General features: G+C 44.6%; 13 protein-coding genes. 9 read left to right on the forward strand and 4 right to left on the reverse strand.

The features are described 5' to 3' along the window. Window positions 1–11 precede the first annotated feature (11 nt). Window positions 12–1,106 carry an efflux RND transporter periplasmic adaptor subunit gene (locus CYL31_RS09690; RefSeq protein ID WP_212918699.1) on the reverse strand — a complete coding sequence of 365 codons (1,095 nt, stop codon included), beginning with the start codon at window positions 1,104–1,106 and terminating at the stop codon, window positions 12–14. Between the two features lie 260 nt (window positions 1,107–1,366). Between CYL31_RS09690 and CYL31_RS09695 the strand changes: the two genes are divergently transcribed. From CYL31_RS09695 to CYL31_RS09735, 9 genes are all read left to right on the forward strand, one after another. Beyond that, window positions 1,367–3,298: an ATP-binding cassette domain-containing protein gene (locus tag CYL31_RS09695; protein WP_212918700.1), complete on the forward strand. Its 1,932-nt coding sequence runs from the start codon at window positions 1,367–1,369 to the stop codon at window positions 3,296–3,298. A 21-nt stretch (window positions 3,299–3,319) separates the two neighbouring features. Further along, window positions 3,320–3,928, forward strand: a complete 609-nt coding sequence (locus CYL31_RS09700) for a DUF2760 domain-containing protein (protein ID WP_212918701.1) — start codon at window positions 3,320–3,322, stop codon at window positions 3,926–3,928. A 3-nt stretch (window positions 3,929–3,931) separates the two neighbouring features. Continuing rightward, window positions 3,932–5,710 carry an Hsp70 family protein gene (locus CYL31_RS09705; RefSeq protein ID WP_212918702.1) on the forward strand — a complete coding sequence of 593 codons (1,779 nt, stop codon included), beginning with the start codon at window positions 3,932–3,934 and terminating at the stop codon, window positions 5,708–5,710. Between the two features lie 3 nt (window positions 5,711–5,713). After that, entirely contained in the window at window positions 5,714–8,434 is a 2,721-nt protein-coding gene (locus CYL31_RS09710) for a hsp70 family protein (protein ID WP_212918703.1), read from the forward strand. 399 nt (window positions 8,435–8,833) lie between these two features. Further along, window positions 8,834–10,399 carry an ABC transporter substrate-binding protein gene (locus CYL31_RS09715; protein ID WP_212918704.1) on the forward strand — a complete coding sequence of 522 codons (1,566 nt, stop codon included), beginning with the start codon at window positions 8,834–8,836 and terminating at the stop codon, window positions 10,397–10,399. Window positions 10,400–10,415: 16 nt separating this feature from the next. Continuing rightward, window positions 10,416–11,474, forward strand: a complete 1,059-nt coding sequence (locus CYL31_RS09720) for an ABC transporter permease (protein ID WP_212918705.1) — start codon at window positions 10,416–10,418, stop codon at window positions 11,472–11,474. Beyond that, window positions 11,471–12,343 (forward strand): ABC transporter permease, encoded by an 873-nt coding sequence (locus tag CYL31_RS09725; protein WP_212918706.1) that lies wholly within the window; start codon window positions 11,471–11,473, stop codon window positions 12,341–12,343. The genes CYL31_RS09720 and CYL31_RS09725 overlap by 4 nt, the downstream gene beginning before the upstream one ends. Beyond that, window positions 12,333–13,184, forward strand: coding sequence for an ABC transporter ATP-binding protein (locus tag CYL31_RS09730; protein ID WP_212918707.1), 852 nt, complete (start codon window positions 12,333–12,335; stop codon window positions 13,182–13,184). Before CYL31_RS09725 ends, CYL31_RS09730 begins: the two co-directional genes overlap by 11 nt. After that, window positions 13,181–13,867: an ABC transporter ATP-binding protein gene (locus CYL31_RS09735; protein ID WP_212918708.1), complete on the forward strand. Its 687-nt coding sequence runs from the start codon at window positions 13,181–13,183 to the stop codon at window positions 13,865–13,867. The genes CYL31_RS09730 and CYL31_RS09735 overlap by 4 nt, the downstream gene beginning before the upstream one ends. A gap of 85 nt (window positions 13,868–13,952) precedes the next feature. Here the strand turns inward: CYL31_RS09735 and CYL31_RS09740 are convergent, their stop codons facing one another. The 3 genes from CYL31_RS09740 to CYL31_RS09750 are packed head-to-tail and all read right to left on the reverse strand — an operon-like array spanning window position 13,953 to window position 16,884. Continuing rightward, entirely contained in the window at window positions 13,953–14,786 is an 834-nt protein-coding gene (locus tag CYL31_RS09740; protein ID WP_212918709.1) for an ABC transporter ATP-binding protein, read from the reverse strand. Continuing rightward, the gene (locus CYL31_RS09745) at window positions 14,783–15,868 is read right to left on the reverse strand and encodes a FecCD family ABC transporter permease (RefSeq protein ID WP_212918710.1); all 1,086 of its coding nucleotides are present in this window, start codon (window positions 15,866–15,868) and stop codon (window positions 14,783–14,785) included. Before CYL31_RS09745 ends, CYL31_RS09740 begins: the two co-directional genes overlap by 4 nt. Further along, a complete protein-coding gene (locus tag CYL31_RS09750) occupies window positions 15,865–16,884 on the reverse strand; it encodes a FecCD family ABC transporter permease (protein ID WP_212918711.1) in 1,020 nt (339 codons plus the stop codon). The genes CYL31_RS09745 and CYL31_RS09750 overlap by 4 nt, the downstream gene beginning before the upstream one ends. Window positions 16,885–16,890 lie beyond the last annotated feature (6 nt).

Genomic DNA, 16,890 nt, shown 5'->3' on the forward strand with positions numbered 1-16,890 from the left:
ATCGGGCCTCCTTAGTTTTGATAGTGAGCTTCAACTTTATCGCCAGCAGACACGAAACCTTGTCCTACGGTAATAATGTTCACATTATCTGGAAGGCCGCGCACCCAAACTTGATCGCGTTCTGATTTGACGATTTCCACTGGTGAAACAACAACCTTGTTGTCTATATCTATGGTTTTTATGGCTGTTCTGCCGGAGTCATCTAATGTAAGTAATGCAGGGGAAAAAGCATGAGCTCTTTGTTCATCGAGAATAAAGTCCACTGCCGCAGTTAAACCGGCAGGAATAACATTGTCGGGATTATCAACCTGCATTTCTACTGTAATGGTTCGACTAGATTCGTTAGCCGTTGCGCTAATATAAGAGACAAAACCTTCAGCTTCATAGCCAGATTCAAGACGTATATTGCCTTGAGTGCCAAGCTTTATTAATTGAATTTTATTTTGCGGAATATTCACTGAGACTTTTATTGGATTAACCGAAACCAATGTACCAATAGTGGCGCCGACGGCTAACACTTGTCCTTCTTGTACATCCAGAACGTTTAAAATGCCGGAGAATGGGGCAGTTAGGTTTGCATTTTCTAAATCAACTAAGAGTGCTCTCTCTGTTGCTTTTGCTGAGGCAAGGTCTGTTTCGGCTTGGGCTAAGTTCACCTTTGAAGCTAAGTTCCCCGCATTTAATTTCTTGATGCCATCTAACTCAAGTTGTCGCTGTTTGACGAGTAAGGCTGCTTGCTCTATTTGGATTTTCAGTGTGCGAGTGTCTATTTGTAGGAGGGAAGTGCCTTTTTTTACAAAACGACCTTTTTCTACTGGTAGTTTTGTAATTCGTCCCTGATAGCTGTTTATAAGTTGTAGTGTTTCATCGGCTAAGGTTTGTCCACTTAGCGGTAAATGCATTTCAATGCTTTTGGTTGTCAGGGTTTTTGCTTGGACTGGGTAGGCTGGTTTGCTCTCTGTTGATTGTGACGTAGCGGTATTTTCTTTAGGGTTTGTGCCTGTTGGACTAACTGTAATGCCATTGCCTCCTGCAATCATCCACGTTACGGCTGCTACGGTAACGACCACTGCAGTAATTGGCCCTACCTTACTTTTAAACTCCATTTAACACTCCATGAAATAGAAAATTTATCATTTGGTGTGCTAAGTATATTCGCAAATATTGAGGAAGGAAGAAGTTTTGTTTAAACCTTGTAAATAGAATAGCAATGTTAAGTCTCTATTTTACGAGCAAAGGTGCCGAAAATATTTTCTTTCTATGAAAATTCATTTCTTTTTAGTGACTAGACACGTCTATTTGCTGAACCTTCGCTTAGAAGGATGATACTATACCGCCACAAAATTTTTACTTTATATGGATAGATATGAGTCTATTGTCGTTAGAACAGATCAGTGTTGCTTTTGGGCATAATCCGCTGCTGTCAAAAATCAGTTTTTCAGCAGAAGCTGGAGAGCGTGTTGCTATTATCGGTCGTAACGGTGCAGGTAAATCCACACTATTAAAAGTCATTTCTGGTGAGCAAGTTGCCGATGAAGGTGTGGTTCGTCTAGAAGGCGGTATGACCATAGGACAGTTACCCCAAGAACTGCCTGATGCGAATGAAAAAACCGTACGTGAAGTCGTAAGTGAAGGTGCTGGTGAAGCGCATTCTTTAATGACACGTTACTTCAAATTATTAGAAGATTTCGAGAATGATCACTCAAATGAATTAAGTGATATTCAAACTGAGTTAGATCGAATTCAAGGTTGGGATTTAGAACAGCGTGTGAATCACATGATTCAGCGTTTGGCTTTGCCAGCTGATAAGCTGATGTCAGAGCTTTCTGGTGGTTGGCGTCGTCGCGTTATTTTAGCGCAAGCGTTGATTTCTAACCCAGATGTCTTGTTACTAGATGAGCCGACTAACCATTTGGACGTGCCAACCATAGAATGGATGGAGCAACAGCTTCAGCAATTTCGTGGTTTGATCTTGTTCATTACCCATGACCGTCGTTTCCTAGAAAAATTGGCTAACCGCATCATCGAATTAGATCGCGGCAATCTTATTTCCTTTAGCGGCAATATCACCGCCTTCCTTGCTTTTAAAGAAAAAATGCTTGAAGAAGAAGAGCGCGCCAACGCTTTATTCGACAAACGTTTGGCTGAAGAGGAAGTTTGGATTCGTCAGGGTATTAAAGCGCGTCGTACTCGTAACGAAGGCCGAGTTCGTGCTTTGAAAGCGTTACGTGAAGAACGATCTGAGCGTATTAGTCGCCAAGGCAATGCAAAAATGGCAATTGAGACCAAAGACAAGTCTGGCAAGTTAGTGGCGGAATTCACTCAAGTTGGTCACTCCTTTGCTGACAAAGTGATCCTACAACCAATGGATTTTATTGTGAATCGTGGAGACCGAATTGGTCTGATCGGTCCAAATGGGTGTGGTAAAAGTACCTTTCTGAAAATTCTTTTAGGGGATCTAGAGCCAGAGACAGGTTCTGTTCGTCAAGGTACTAAACTTAACGTGGCGTATTTTGATCAGTTACGTGAGCAACTTGATCCAGAACAAACCGTTGCTGAAAACGTTGGCGAAGGCAAAGACGTTATCGAAATCAATGGGCAGAACAAACACGTTATCGGTTATCTTGGCGATTTCCTTTTCCCACCTGAGCGTGCTCGCACGCCAGTAAAAGCCTTGTCTGGTGGTGAACGAAACCGTGTATTGCTGGCAAAACTATTTACTCGCCCAGCTAATCTTTTGATTATGGATGAGCCAACCAACGACCTTGATGTAGAAACATTGGAGCTTCTTGAAGAGCTACTGATGAACTACGATGGCACCTTATTATTGGTAAGCCATGATCGTGCTTTTCTAGATAACGTGGTCACTAGTGTGATTGCTTTTGAAGGCGAAGGCCGAGTGAAAGAATACGTTGGCGGCTATCAAGATTGGATTCGTCAAGGTGGTAAATTCCCAACAGAATCTACTTCTCAAACAGATGACGCGCCAAGCAAAAAAGAGAAAGCAAAAGCAGAAGCGAAAAAAGCGGAAGAGGCTAGCCAGAAATCTACTATGCAAGCTAAACCAAAAGCCAAGCTAAGTTATAAAATTCAGCGCGAATTTGATGATATGCCAGCGACCATTGCGAAGTTGGAAGAAGAAATTGCGGCTTTGCATGTAACAACCAGCGCACCAGAATTTTATACTGGTGATGCGGATAAAGTTCAAAAAACCTTAGCAAAGCTAGCTCATAAAGAAGAAGAGCTTGAAACAACTATGGAGCGTTGGTTAGAGCTTGAAGAGATGCAAAATGGATAAACTGCGCAAAACGGGTAAATTATGACGAATAAAGTAAAACCAGTTTCATTTGTACCGCGCTTTTTTGGCGCATTTGGTCAGTTTTTTAAATATATGGGGAGCGGCGATTACGCCGCTCGCTGTCAAACGGTTGGTCAAGGCGAGCAATTTGCCTTTGAAGTTGAACCAAAAGTCATTACAGAAGAAGTCGAAGTAATTCGTGAAATCGAAGTCGCTGCGCCTGTGTTAGATACGGTTAACGCCGATGGTGCGCATCAGTTATTGCAACTATTGCAACAAGAAGCGCGCTTTATCGACTTTATTCAAGAAAGCATAGATGACTACAGCGATGCGGATGTGGGTGCAGCATCTCGCCAAATCCACGCTGGTTGTTCGAAAGTATTGAAGCAACACTTTACCATTGATGTCGTATCTATCGACGTAGTGAACACAGCTGCGGAAAACAGCCGCGTAGAAGTACCATCAGGTTATGATGCAAAACAGATCAAGCTGGAAGGTCGAGTGGAAGGCGATGGCCCATACGCTGGCACGCTGATTCACCCTGGTTGGAAAGTAACCGAAACGCGTCTACCAAAAGTAACCAATACTGAAAGCCTGAACATTCTAGCGCCAGCTGAAATCGAGGTATAACTTATGAGTCAATATTTTATTGGTATCGACCTAGGTACCACGCATTCGGCTGTCTATTATTCTCCATCTAATCAAGCTGAAGTAGAAACTAATCAAGTCGGGCGTATTCAACAATTGGCGATTCCGCAGTTTATTGCGGCAGGCCAAGTGGATGCTCGTCCTTTATTACCATCTTTTGTGTATTTTCCCCATAAAACTGAATTTTTAGAAAGCGATCTGCAATTGGCTTGGGGCAAAGCGCCTTCCATTGTGGGTCAATTGGCTCGTGAATTGGGCGCAAAATCTTCTGGACGATTGGTGCAAAGCGCTAAAAGCTGGTTGTGCCATTCTCGTGTTAGTGCTGATGAAGCGGTTTTGCCAGTGGATGCATTGGAAGAAGTCGAAAAAGTCTCTCCAGCGCAAGTCACGGAAACCTTGCTAGCGCATTTAGTCAGTGCCTGGGCAAATCAATTTCCTAATGCGCCGATTACTGAGCAAACAGTCGTCATTACTGTGCCAGCCTCATTTGATCCTGCGGCTCGCGCTATCACCGAGCAAGCGGCTGAAAAAGTTGGCTTGCGTGCTCGCTTGATCGAAGAGCCATTAGCCGCGTTTTACGCATGGTTGAGTGACCAACAAAATTGGTCAGAAAGCCTAGAGGTGAACGAGCATATTTTGGTTGTCGATGTGGGTGGTGGCACGACAGATTTATCCTTGATCAAAGCAATCGAACAAGAGGGTGCTCTTGGCCTCGAGCGCGTGGCGGTTGGTCGTCATATCTTACTTGGTGGCGACAACATGGATTTGACGTTGACCTACCATTTGGCTGCTCAATTAGCACAAAATGGAACTAATCTTGAACCTTGGCAAATCAGCGGTTTGACTCAAGCTTGCCGTGAAGCGAAAGAACGTTTGCTATCCAATGCTGATCTAGAAGAAGTCTGCGTTGTTGTGCCAAGTCGCGGTCGTAGCTTGTTCAATAACAGCATTAAAGCGACCTTGACGCAAAACGATGTGCAGCAGCTTTTGATTGATGGTTTCTTCCCGCAAGTGCAATTAGGTGAGCAAGCTCAAAAAACAGCACGCAGTGGTTTTAGTGCGATCAATTTGGATTACGAAGGTGATCCAGCGATTACCCGTCATATCAGTGAGTTCTTAGCTCAACATGATGTGACGCCTACGAAGATTTTGCTAAACGGCGGTGTGTTTAACGCCAATGCGATTCGCAGCACGATAGAAACTCGTTTGGATGTAATGTTGTCTGAGTCGTTGAGCGGCAGAAAATTAACCATGTTGACACCATCACATTTGGATCACGCGGTTGCCAAAGGCGCGACTTACTATGCCCAAGTGCAAGCAGAGGGCGGTGTTAAAGTTAAAAGTGGTTTAGCTGCTAACTATTACATTGGGGTGGCCAGCCCAATGCCTGCGATTCCAGGTATGGCACCACCAGTGGACGCTATCTGTGTAGCACCTTTTGGTTTGGAAGAAGGCTCTGAAGAGCAAATGCTGCCGAATGAGTTTTCACTGGTTGTAGGTGAAAGCGTGACCTTCCGTTTCTTCCAATCAAAAAACAGCGAAGCGCAATCTGTCGGTAAAGTTATTGCGTCTTTTTCGGTTGCGCAACTCGATGAATTGAATCCTTTGTCGGTTCGTTTAGATGCGGGTCATTATCAAGCGGGTGACATGGTGCGAGTATATTTAACTGCTCGTGTTACCGAGTTGGGGTTGTTGCTATTGCAAGCGCACGATACCCAATCTGACCTAAGTTGGACAATTGAGTTTCAAGTTAGGGAGTCTTAAACCATGGCACAACCAGCTTTTCATTCTGCTTATCGAGTTGGGATCGATTTAGGGACAACTAATTGTGTCGTCTCTTACGTTCCCGTAGCGGAACATTCGAATGCAAATGCGCCAGCTTTGCTGCCTATTCCGCAAGTGATGGCGGATGGCTCGGTACAAGAGTTTACTTATTTACCGAGTGCAATTTATGTGTTGGCGTCAGATGAGATGGGTAAAATTGATCCAGTTTTGCCCTGGCGTCACCATGATAAAGAACGAATCGTTGGTGTTGGAGCGTTAGCTTTAGGCCAGCGTCGAGCTGGGCAATTAGTACAAAGTGCGAAAAGCTGGTTAAGCCATCGTCAGGTAGATCGTCGTTCGCCGATTTTGCCTTGGGCGAGCGAATTTTCTAAAAAGCTCAGCCCACTCGAGGCGAGTAAGATTCTTTTATTACATATTAAGCAGAGCTGGAATCATCGCTTTGCTGATGCACCGTTAGAATCTCAATCCATAGCGTTAACCTTGCCGGCATCGTTTGATGAAGAAGCGCGAGCGTTAACCTTGGAAGCAGCCAAACTGGCCGGTCTAAACGATTTATATCTTCTCGAAGAGCCGCAAGCGGCTTGTTATCACTACATCAGCGATGACGAAAAGCTCGCTGCGTTAGCTGATAAAAAAATGCTCTTGGTGGTCGATATAGGTGGTGGTACCTGTGACTTTAGTCTGGTTGCTATTCAGCCTACATCAAGCAAGGCGAAAAGTGTTTCTCTTAAGCGTATCGCAGTAGGTGAACATCTGTTGCTTGGTGGCGATAACCTTGATCAAGCCTTGGCGTTTCAGTTAGATCCTAAGCAGATATCTGCGTTATCTGCTACGCGTTTAGCGGCTTTGGTTCAGCAAACTCGTCAAGCTAAAGAAACCTTATTAGGTAAAGACGCACCGGAATCGTTAAGTATCACCGTACTTGGTGGTGGTAGTCGTTTAATTGGTGGTTCGCAAAAATTTGATGTATCAAGAGAAACCTTGTTGGAACAAATTCGTAGTGGGTTTTTTCCTTTGGTTAATCAGGATGAAAAGGTGCAAAAGAGCGATTATGCCATGCACACCTTGGGCTTGCCTTATGAGTCAGACCCTGCGTTTACGCGGCATTTAGCGGCATTTTTACAGCAACATAAAGCAGTAATCGAAGCGGCAACTGGCTCGGCTATGCCTGATGCCGTGTTGTTTAACGGCGGTTTGTTTAATAGCCCTGTGTTAAAAGCTCGCTTATTAGAGCAGCTGAATATTTGGTCTTCTGAGCCTATTCTTGCCTGTTCTGCAGAAGAACCTGACGATGCGGTTGCCAAAGGCGCCGCCATGTATTTAAACGCTTTGGCAGGCGAAAGTACACGCATTGAAAGTGGCGTGGCGCACAGCTTGTATTTAAAAGTTGGCGAGGATCAATTCGTTGGTATCTTGCCAAAAGGTACTTTAAAAAGTGAAGCCATTTGCTTAGAACAAGAGTTCTTTGTCACTCTTGGTCAGCAAGTGCAGTTCCCTTTGTATCGCTCTGACGATCATATTGATTGTGTTGTCGGTAACGTTCGCGATCAAGTTGGATTGCATTACATTTCTACCTTGATGACCGAGCTGGATGGCTCCATCGATTCGCAAGAAATGGCGGTAACACTATCGGTGCAAATGACCGAAGTGGGTGTGTTGCAAGTAGTGTTAAACGCCAACAACCAGAAAGACCAGTGGCGTTTAGATTTTTCAACTCAAGTCAGCTCTTCGCAAGACTCTGAGCAATCTGATGAAAGCGGTTTACTGCATGCCAATATGGGCCAAGCGGAAGAGCATTTAGCGAAGTGTTTTTCTAGCACGGGTCAAAAGCAAAATCCTGATTTGGTAAAATCCCTTAAGCAGGATTTGGATCAGTTACTGGGTAATCGTGATGATTGGAACCTTGCCACATCGCGACGTTTGGTCGATAAGCTTTTAAGTCTTAAATCTGGTCGGACCAAAAGTGCTCAACATGAGCGTCAATGGTTGCAGTTGATGGGCTACTGTCTTCGCCCTGGCTTTGGCGCTATGGATGACTTGGCTCGTGTACAGCAAGTGGTGAATGCCACTAAAGCTGGTGTTCAGTTCGACACCGCGCCAGTTTGGGGGCAGTACTGGACCTTATATCGCCGTATCGCAGGCGGTTTATCTATTGAACAACAAACGTACTTGTTCAAACAATTTAGCCAATACTATTCGCCAACAGGGCAGCGTTCTCGTGACAAGATGAAAGCTCTGACCACTAAGTCCAGTGACGATTTAATTCGTTTGGTTGGTGCGTTAGAGAGTTTATCAAATGAAGATAAAACCACCGCAATAGATTGGTTACTAAAGCGTTTGCAGAAAACTTCTGAGCCAGACACGGCTTGGTGGACGATAGGGCGCATAGCTTCTCGTCATCTTTTATCTGGTAAGCAAGAGCAAAGAATTGCTGAGGATAAGCTCTTTCCTATCCTAGAAGTTACGCTTAAAGAAGATTGGAAAAAGCGTAAGCAAGCAGGTTTGGCAGCCGTTCTGATGAGCCAAGTCAGCGTTGGTGAATCCGATAAACTCAGCGCTTTACGCAAAAAAGTGGCGAACAAACTCAAAAAAGACAAATGCCCAGCTCAATGGCTTGAGCGTTTAGAAAGCCAAATTGAGATTAACAGCGACGAACTTAATGCCTTAGTTGGTGAAAGTTTGCCCATTGGATTACGTTTGTAGTGCCTTTCAAGTAGGCCTTGTATAGTAATCAGGTTTAGGTTCTATCTTTAGTTATAAAAAACGCTCGATGTATTGCATTGGGCGTTTTTTACTTATGCAGTTTGATGTTGGTTATCAGGTAATAAGCTTATCAGTAATGCTGATTATCTGTTTTATGTTTAGATTGTTATCATGTCAGCCAGAGCATAAATTTTGTGTGCTCTACTGCTTAATTTTGTTAGATAAAGCGGTCTGATCACTCTAAAACAAGAACATCAAACAATAACTCTAAAAAATCCACTTATTTTAATTACTAAAGAGATCTATATTTTTATATAGATAACATGGCTATTGTTTTAGCTTATTCTTTGACATTCATTATTTTACATACAATGAACCGATTATCAGGATGCTATATTTATGAAAAAACTATTAGCAACAAGTTTGCTGGTTTGTGCCAGTAGCTTTTCTGCTTTTGCAGCAACGCCACCAAATGCCTTAGTTGTGGCACAATCATTAGACGATGTTACCAGCTTAGATCCAGCACAAGGTTTTGAATTAACCTCAGTACAAACCTTTACCAATGTTTATCAACGTTTGGTTCAATCTGACCCACAAAATCCAACCAGTCTGGAGCCTACTTTGGCGTCTAGTTGGGAATCAACATCCAACAGTTTAACGTTAACTCTGCGCAAAGGTGCGGAGTTCGCTAGTGGTAATCCAGTTCGTCCAGAAGATGTTGTCTTTTCTTTGGGGCGCGTGGTTAAGCTTAATCTAGCGCCGTCGTTTATTTTGACCCAATTGGGTTGGGATAAAGACAATGTTGATAATCACATTCAGAAAATTGCCGATGATAAAGTGAAAATTACTTGGGATGTGAGTGTTGGACCTTCATTTGTATTGAGCCTATTGTCTGCACCTGCGTCTTCTATTGTTGATGAGAAGACCGCAATGGCGAATGCTGAGAACGGCGATCTTGGTCATGCTTGGTTGAATAATCATTCAGCGGGTAGTGGTCCTTTTCAGATTAAACAATACATTCCCCATGAAGCCTTGGTGTTGTCTGCGAATAAAACTTCGCCAGGTGGCGCGCCTAAGCTAGATTTGATTTTGATGAAGAATGTGCCTGATGCGGCAACTCGTCAGTTATTGATTGAGCAAGGTGATGCAGACATTGCCCGTAATTTAGGTTCGGATCAGTTTCAATCATTGCAAGGTAAAAAAGGCGTGAAAACTTTGGCTTTACCTTATGCTTCTTTGTACTACATTTTGTTTAATACCAAGGTGGAAAATAACCCAGATTTGGGCAATCCAAAATTTTGGGAAGCCGCACATTGGGCGTTTGACTACAAAGGTATTGGTGTTGATTTGATGCGCGGTCAGTTTCAAGTTCAGCAATCGTTTTTACCAGTTGGTTTCAATGGTGCGTTGACTGATCAGCCATACAGCTATGATCCAGAAAAAGCGAAAGCCATCCTGAAAGAAGCGGGCATTAAAAACCCTCACTTCAAGTTAATTGTCAGTAATCAGCCGCCGTATTTGGATGTGGCGCAAGCTTTGCAAGCGAGTTTTGAGCGTGCAGGTATTAAAGTGGAATTGATTCCGGGCATTAGTAGTCAGGTTTCTAGTGAAGTGAATAGTCATAATTTTGAAGCCACAGTGACTGCTTGGGGCCCAGACTATTTTGATCCAAACACCAATGCATCAGCGTTTGCGTATAACCCTGAAAATGGTTCTAAAACGCTAGCATGGCGTGCTAACTGGCAGATTCCTGAATTAAGCAAGATGACCATTGCGGCTCGTGCTGAAACAGATGAAGCAAAACGTACTGAAATGTACCAAGCCTTGCAGAAAAAAGTTCGTGAAAGCTCACCTATTGTTGTTGGCTTGCAAAACAAAAAGCTAGTTGCGATTCGAGAAGACTTGCAAGGCTACGTACAGGGCATCATGCCAGATATGGTTTATTACAAGAACGTTTCTAAATAATGGGCACCTCTAAACAATGAGCGCTTCAACACTGTCAGTCGGCGCGAAAACGCGCCGACTTTGGATAGGCCGCGTCCAGACTCTAGCGAGCGGCCTTGTTTCATTGGCGCTGACCTTATTCGGCTTGCTGGTTTTTACCTTTATATTGTCTCGTGCTGCACCAGTTGATCCTGTTTTGCAGCTAGTAGGAGATCATGCCAGTGAGGCGACGTACCAACAGGCTCGTCATGAATTAGGTTTAGATCAGCCTTTACCAATGCAATTTCTTCATTACTTGGGGCGATTATCTCAGGGCGATTTGGGTGTTTCTCAGTTAACTCAGCAACCAGTCGTTAGTGATTTGATGCGCACTTTTCCAGCGACGATTGAGCTGGCAACCTGTGCCATGTTTTTCGGTGCTTTCTTTGGTATTTTGCTTGCTGGAATGGCGGTGTATAAGCCAGGTAGTTGGATGGATCATTTGGCGCGATTTGTGTCCTTGCTGGGTTATTCTGTACCCGTTTTTTGGCTTGGTTTATTGGGGCTATTATTGTTTTATGCCACTTTGCATTGGTCAGCAGGGCCTGGCCGATTAGACGATATTTATACCTATACGATGACGCAAAACAGCGGCTTTATTTTAGTCGATGCCATTCGTAGTGGGGATGTGGAAATAATTAAAAATGCGATTGCGCATTTATGGTTACCTGTGGCGGTACTGGCGCTACTGTCTATGGCGTCGATTACGCGATTGTTGCGTGCTGTCATGCTAGAAGAAACCAATAAGGAATATGTAATTTTGGCGCAAGCTAAGGGCGCAAGTCGTCTTCGAATTCTAGTGGTGCACGTCTTTCCTAACGTATTAGGCACTTTAATCACAATTCTGGCTTTGTCTTATGCAAGCTTGTTAGAAGGTGCCGTATTAACAGAAACGGTATTTGCTTGGCCTGGGCTTGGTCGTTACTTAACCAGTGCATTATTTGCTTCGGATATTTCTGCGATATTAGGTTCAACGTTATTAATTGGTACCTGCTTTATTTTGCTAAATACGTTTGCCGACGCACTCACTCAATGGGTGGACCCAAGAACAAGATGATGGATTCAACAAATAACCTTACCCCTCATACAGTACAGAAGAAGCGTCGCTTTCGGCTACCTCGCTGGTTGAATACTTTTAATATCGGCTTGATCATGGTGATGATGCTATTAGGCTTGGCTTTGCTCGCGCCGCTTTTATCACCCTTTGATCCTAATGTTCAAAATATCCAAGACAGATTATTGGCTCCCGATGCCGTGCATTGGTTTGGTACTGACCGTTTTGGCCGCGATTTATTCTCCCGCGTCTTATTTGGTGCTCGCCCAACACTTATTTTAGTAAGTTTGGTTGTCATTCTAACGGTTCCTATTGGCTTGGCTGTGGGCATTTTTGCAGGCTATTTTGGCGGTTGGGTCGAGCGCATCTTGATGCGTATTACTGACATTGTTATGTCTTTACCTAGTTTGGTTATTGCATTGGCTTTGGTTTCTATTTTAGGACCAGGCTTAATGAATGGCGCATTAGCTTTGGCGTTTACTAGTTGGCCTTCATTTGCGCGACAAGCGAGAACAGAAACCTTGTCTATTCGCCGCAGTGATTATTTGTCAGCGGCTAGAATGCAAGGTGTAACAGGTTTGCGTTTGATTGTGGGTCATATCTTACCTTTGGTTTTGCCGAGTGCGATTGTTCGAGCTGCGCTGAATTTAGGGGGGATTATTCTTGCTGCAGCTGGTCTTGGCTTTTTAGGTATGGGCATTCAGCCGCCGACGGCAGAGTGGGGGTCTATGGTATCCAGCGGTAGCCGCGTGATATTTGATCAATGGTGGGTTGCTGCGGTGCCCGGTTTTGCTATTTTGTTCGCTAGCCTTGCTTTTAACCTGCTGGGTGATGGACTTAGAGATAAAATGGATCCTCGTCATGACAAATAATTCAAGTTTGATTTGCATCGAGAGCCTGAAAATTGGTTTGGAAGACGGCACAGAATTGGTCAAAGGCATTGATTTTTCGATGGGGCGTGAACGGGTTGCGCTTGTTGGAGAATCTGGCTCAGGAAAATCACTTACCGCACGTTCGTTAATGGGATTGCTACCAGATTCTTTACACGTTCAGGCGGATCGCTTTGAACTGCTTGGCGAAGCCGTCTTGCCTTATAATCAAAGACAATGGAATCAATTGCGTGGCAAGCAAGTTGCTATGGTGCTGCAAGATCCTAAATACGCGTTGAATCCGACACAAAATATTGGCCGACAAGTGGCTGAGCCTTTGGTGCTACATCAGTCTTTATCGAAAAAAGTGCGAATCGAAAAAGTCGAGCATATGCTGGATGCCGTCGGTTTACCGAATCCAGCCCAACTACGCAAGATGTATCCTCATCAGTTGTCAGGCGGAATGGGGCAGCGAGTGATGTTAGCAATAGCTTTGATCAATGATCCGCAGTTTTTGATTGCTGATGAACCGACGTCGGCACTAGATCATGCGGTGAGAGATCAGGTCTTAGAGTTAATTTCTTCCTTGGTTGAAGAGCGCAATATGGGCTTGTTATTGATTAGTCATGATTTGCAACAAGTGGCCGATTATTGCGAGCGGGTATTGGTTATGTATCAAGGTCAGTTGATTGACCAGTTGGCGGCATCTGAATTATCCAACGCGTCACATCCGTATACGAAAACCTTGTGGTCATGTCGTCCGAATATTGATAAACGAGGGGAATCATTGCCTATCTTGGATCGGAAACAGATAGCCAGCTTAACCGAAGGAGCCGCTCGATGAACTTGATCGAATTAAATGACGTCAGTATCAGTCATGTTCAAGGCTCGGAGCGTAATACCGTTGTTCATGACGTAAATTTGACTGTTAAAGCTGGCGAGTGCTTTGGTTTGGTTGGCCCTTCTGGATGTGGTAAGTCGACTTTGCTTTGGGTGTTGGCTGGGTTAAATCCGCATTGGAGCGGTAGTATAAACATGTTGGATCAGCCATTGAGTGCTGGCAAGGTGTTCACTGGTGACTTGCGCCGTCGTGTGCAAATGGTATTTCAAGATCCTTATGCTTCTTTGCACCCGAAACATCGTCTGCGTCGTGCTTTGTCAGAACCTTTGAAATTGCTGGGTTATCAAGATATTGATGATCGTTTGAGTGAAGGTTTTAAGCAGGTTGGTTTAGCTGAAAACATGATTGATCGATATCCCCATCAATTGTCTGGCGGCCAGCGTCAGCGAGTAGCGATTATTCGTGCCTTGTTGCTGGAACCAAAGCTTTTGTTATTAGATGAACCCACGTCAGCCTTGGATATGTCTGTGCAGGCGGAAATTCTGAATCTATTAAATGATTTAAAAGCCAAGCGAGATTTAACCATGGTGATGGTCAGTCATGATCCTGATGTAGTGGATTACATGTGTGACCATGCGGTTACAATGAAAGCTGGACGGATTGATCAAGAAAAATTCTATAATTAGAGGTGTTTACTTAGATTAAACGCCCTTTAGTAAAGAGATAGCTAAAGGGCGTTGAAAGTTCATTTTACTTCCAGAAACTAAAAAACTAGTTTCTAACTCGCTTCATATTAATAAGAATCGGGCTGCCAGTCATCGGATCTGGAATCAGGTCGCATTCAACGCCATATAATTCACGCACTAGCTCTTTTGTCATCACCTCTTTTGGGCTGCCTTGGGTGATTATCTCGCCTTTTTTCATAGCAATAATATGATCCGAATACCGGCAAGCGCTTGGTAGGTCATGAACTACCATAGCGAGAGTTTTGCCTTGTCTTGATAAATTGCGTATTAGCTCGAAGACTTCAATCTGATGCCCTAAATCCAGCGCTGAAGTTGGCTCATCTAACAAGAGCAAAGGCGTTTCTTGTGCAATTGACATGGCAATCCAAGCTCGTTGGCGTTGTCCGCCAGAGAGCGTGTCTAGTAATCGATCTTTAAGCCCTTCTAAATCGGCAGCGTTTAAAGCGTAGTTGATGGCTTGTTGGTCATCCATAGCCCATTGTTTTAGTAGACTTTGGTGGGGGTGACGGCCAAAGCGAATCAATTCTTCAATGGTAATGCCATCCGGTGCTAAAGTGTCTTGTGGTAATAGTGCGAGTCGTCTAGCGACTTCTTTGGAAGGAAGAGAATGAATGTCTTTTCCATCGAGCAGTACAACCCCAGAACTTGGTGAATGAACGCGAGATAAGCCATTTAACAAGGTGGATTTACCGCAGCCATTTGGCCCAACAATAGCAGTGACTTTCCCTTCTGGAAGAGAAACATCTAGATTTTCAATAATGCTGGTTTTGCCATGTTTTAGGGTGAGCCTTTCAGCCCCGAGACGAGCTAGGTTGTTTATTTCAGATGTCTGTTTAAATTGTAGAGACGTGGCCGTCATAACGAAGTCCTTGAAGTGCGTCGTATAAGTATCCAAATTAAGTAAGGACCACCTATAACGGCAGTGACTATACCAACGGGTAATTCTATTGGTGACAATACCGTTCGACCAAATAGATCAGCGAGAATCATCACCAAGGCGCCAGTGAGTGCAGAGCTTATCAAGGGAATACCACGATAACGTGCCAGAACTCTAGCGATCTCAGGGCCAACCAAGGCAACTAAGCCGACAGGGCCAGCTACCGCAACGGCAAGGCCGGTTAGTGTGATACACAAAACTAAAGCGGTGATTCGAATGTGTTTGATATTTGCGCCAAGACCTGTAATGACTTGGTCGGAAAAGGGCATCAAAGCAAACTGAGAGGCCAAAAATAAGCAAGCTACTAAACAGATGCCAAGCCCAATGCCTAACACTTTGACCATCATAGGATCGCGAGCACTCAAGCTACCAACCGTCCAAGGATAGGCGCTGTTTGCCACATCGATACTGACTTGGCTTAATAGTAATTGCGTTACCGCACCCGCAATGGCACCAATGCCGATACCGGCAACGATGAAGCGATAGCCCCGCGTGCCACTGCCACCAGCAAGGCCAAATGCCAAAGCGGTTGCTGTTGCAGCACCAGCCAATGCCATAGCAGAAGGCGCGAGCGAAACCCCCATACCAACCACTGACGACACAGCGAATGCCATCGCAGCGTTATCTATGCCAATTATGCCTGGTGTCGCTAAGCGGTTTCTAGCCATGGTTTGCATTAAACAGCCAGCCAAACTGAAAGCAGCTCCAGTAAATAGTGCAGCCAATAAACGTGGTAAACGTAAATCTTGCACAATGAACTGGCTCATCGGATTGCCGTGGCCAAATAATACGGCAATAACATCTTTTGGTGAGATTGGCATGGTGCCAATACCAAGTGTTGCAATACAAGCGACTGATAACAGGATTAGTAGCCAAGTGTTGCGGATAACTGCTTGTTTCTCGATCAATAGCGTCAGATGACGACCTCGAGACAATAAGCGATGACCGCTTGGTGCTGTAGGGTTTTCTTCGTTATTAGGAAGGGAGAGACTTTGATTCATCATAAGGTAGGCATTCTTCGAGATCGCACAATCAACAGTAGTACAGGGGCACCAATAATGGCGGTCAATACTCCTAATGGCATTTCGGCTGGTTGAGCAACAAGGCGTGATACGACGTCTGCAGAAATCACAATAATCGGTCCGAGTGGTAAACATAGCCATAAAGTACGGCGAATATCTGGCCCAACCAAAGCGCGTGCCGCAAAAGGAACCACTAGGCCTATAAAAGCAACGGGACCAGCAATCGCGGTTGCACCACCAACGAGTAAAGCAACGGCTACAATGACAACAGCGCGGATACGTTGCGGCTTGTGTCCCAAGCCAATGGCAACTCGCTCACCTAGTGCTAATGATGCCAGAGGCTTTACTGCGTATAAGATACAAAGTCCCGCAATTAGCATGGAAGGCAAAACCGATAATAGGGTGTCGGTGTCTCTACCTGCAACGCTGCCTGTTACCCAAAAGCGAATTTCATCGGCGGCTCTTTGGTCAAATAGTAACAATAGAGAAGTTACAGCGAGTAACAGACTTGAAAGCGCGGCGCCAGCCAGAACTAGGCGAATTGGGTCGTTTTGCTGTCCTTGCATTCGAGCGACGCTAAGCACACACAAACAGCCTAGCAAAGCGCCAAATTGGGCAATACCAACCGTTAATGTTGCCGTGCTGGCACCTAGAACCAAAGTAATGGCAACTGCAAGGGAGCTTCCAGCACTAACGCCAAGTAAACCAGGTTCAGCCAATGGATTGCGTGCTACAGCCTGCATTAAAGCACCAGCAATGCCAAGTGTTAAACCAATAAACAAGCCAATGACTGTTCTGGTTGCGCGTAAATGAAAGACAGTGAATTGATCGTCTGCGGAACCATTGCCGAGTAGTGTTCGGAAAGAAGCTTGTAAACTTAAGCCGCCAGCGCCAAACAATAAACTGCAGATACAGCAAAGTGCCAACACTAAAAGTGCTGACACAAATACGCTAAACAAGGGGCGTTGTGCGGGAGGTATATGAAACCAACTAATCATCTAGGT

The organism is Marinomonas sp. A3A, from assembly GCF_018336955.1.
In the GTDB taxonomy this organism is placed as follows: Bacteria; Pseudomonadota; Gammaproteobacteria; order Pseudomonadales; family Marinomonadaceae; genus Marinomonas; species Marinomonas lutimaris.

Excerpts from the sequence above, each read along its gene's own strand:
- CYL31_RS09735 (WP_212918708.1), top strand. The coding sequence starts at position 13,181 with ATGAACTTGATCGAATTAAATGACGTCAGTATCAGTCATGTTCAAGGC.
- CYL31_RS09705 (WP_212918702.1), top strand. The coding sequence starts at position 3,932 with ATGAGTCAATATTTTATTGGTATCGACCTAGGTACCACGCATTCGGCT.
- CYL31_RS09700 (WP_212918701.1), top strand. The coding sequence starts at position 3,320 with ATGACGAATAAAGTAAAACCAGTTTCATTTGTACCGCGCTTTTTTGGC.
- CYL31_RS09695 (WP_212918700.1), top strand. The coding sequence starts at position 1,367 with ATGAGTCTATTGTCGTTAGAACAGATCAGTGTTGCTTTTGGGCATAAT.
- CYL31_RS09745 (WP_212918710.1), bottom strand. The coding sequence starts at position 15,868 with ATGATGAATCAAAGTCTCTCCCTTCCTAATAACGAAGAAAACCCTACA.
- CYL31_RS09690 (WP_212918699.1), bottom strand. The coding sequence starts at position 1,106 with ATGGAGTTTAAAAGTAAGGTAGGGCCAATTACTGCAGTGGTCGTTACC.
- CYL31_RS09740 (WP_212918709.1), bottom strand. The coding sequence starts at position 14,786 with ATGACGGCCACGTCTCTACAATTTAAACAGACATCTGAAATAAACAAC.
- CYL31_RS09720 (WP_212918705.1), top strand. The coding sequence starts at position 10,416 with ATGAGCGCTTCAACACTGTCAGTCGGCGCGAAAACGCGCCGACTTTGG.
- CYL31_RS09710 (WP_212918703.1), top strand. The coding sequence starts at position 5,714 with ATGGCACAACCAGCTTTTCATTCTGCTTATCGAGTTGGGATCGATTTA.
- CYL31_RS09715 (WP_212918704.1), top strand. The coding sequence starts at position 8,834 with ATGAAAAAACTATTAGCAACAAGTTTGCTGGTTTGTGCCAGTAGCTTT.
- CYL31_RS09725 (WP_212918706.1), top strand. The coding sequence starts at position 11,471 with ATGATGGATTCAACAAATAACCTTACCCCTCATACAGTACAGAAGAAG.
- CYL31_RS09750 (WP_212918711.1), bottom strand. The coding sequence starts at position 16,884 with ATGATTAGTTGGTTTCATATACCTCCCGCACAACGCCCCTTGTTTAGC.
- CYL31_RS09730 (WP_212918707.1), top strand. The coding sequence starts at position 12,333 with ATGACAAATAATTCAAGTTTGATTTGCATCGAGAGCCTGAAAATTGGT.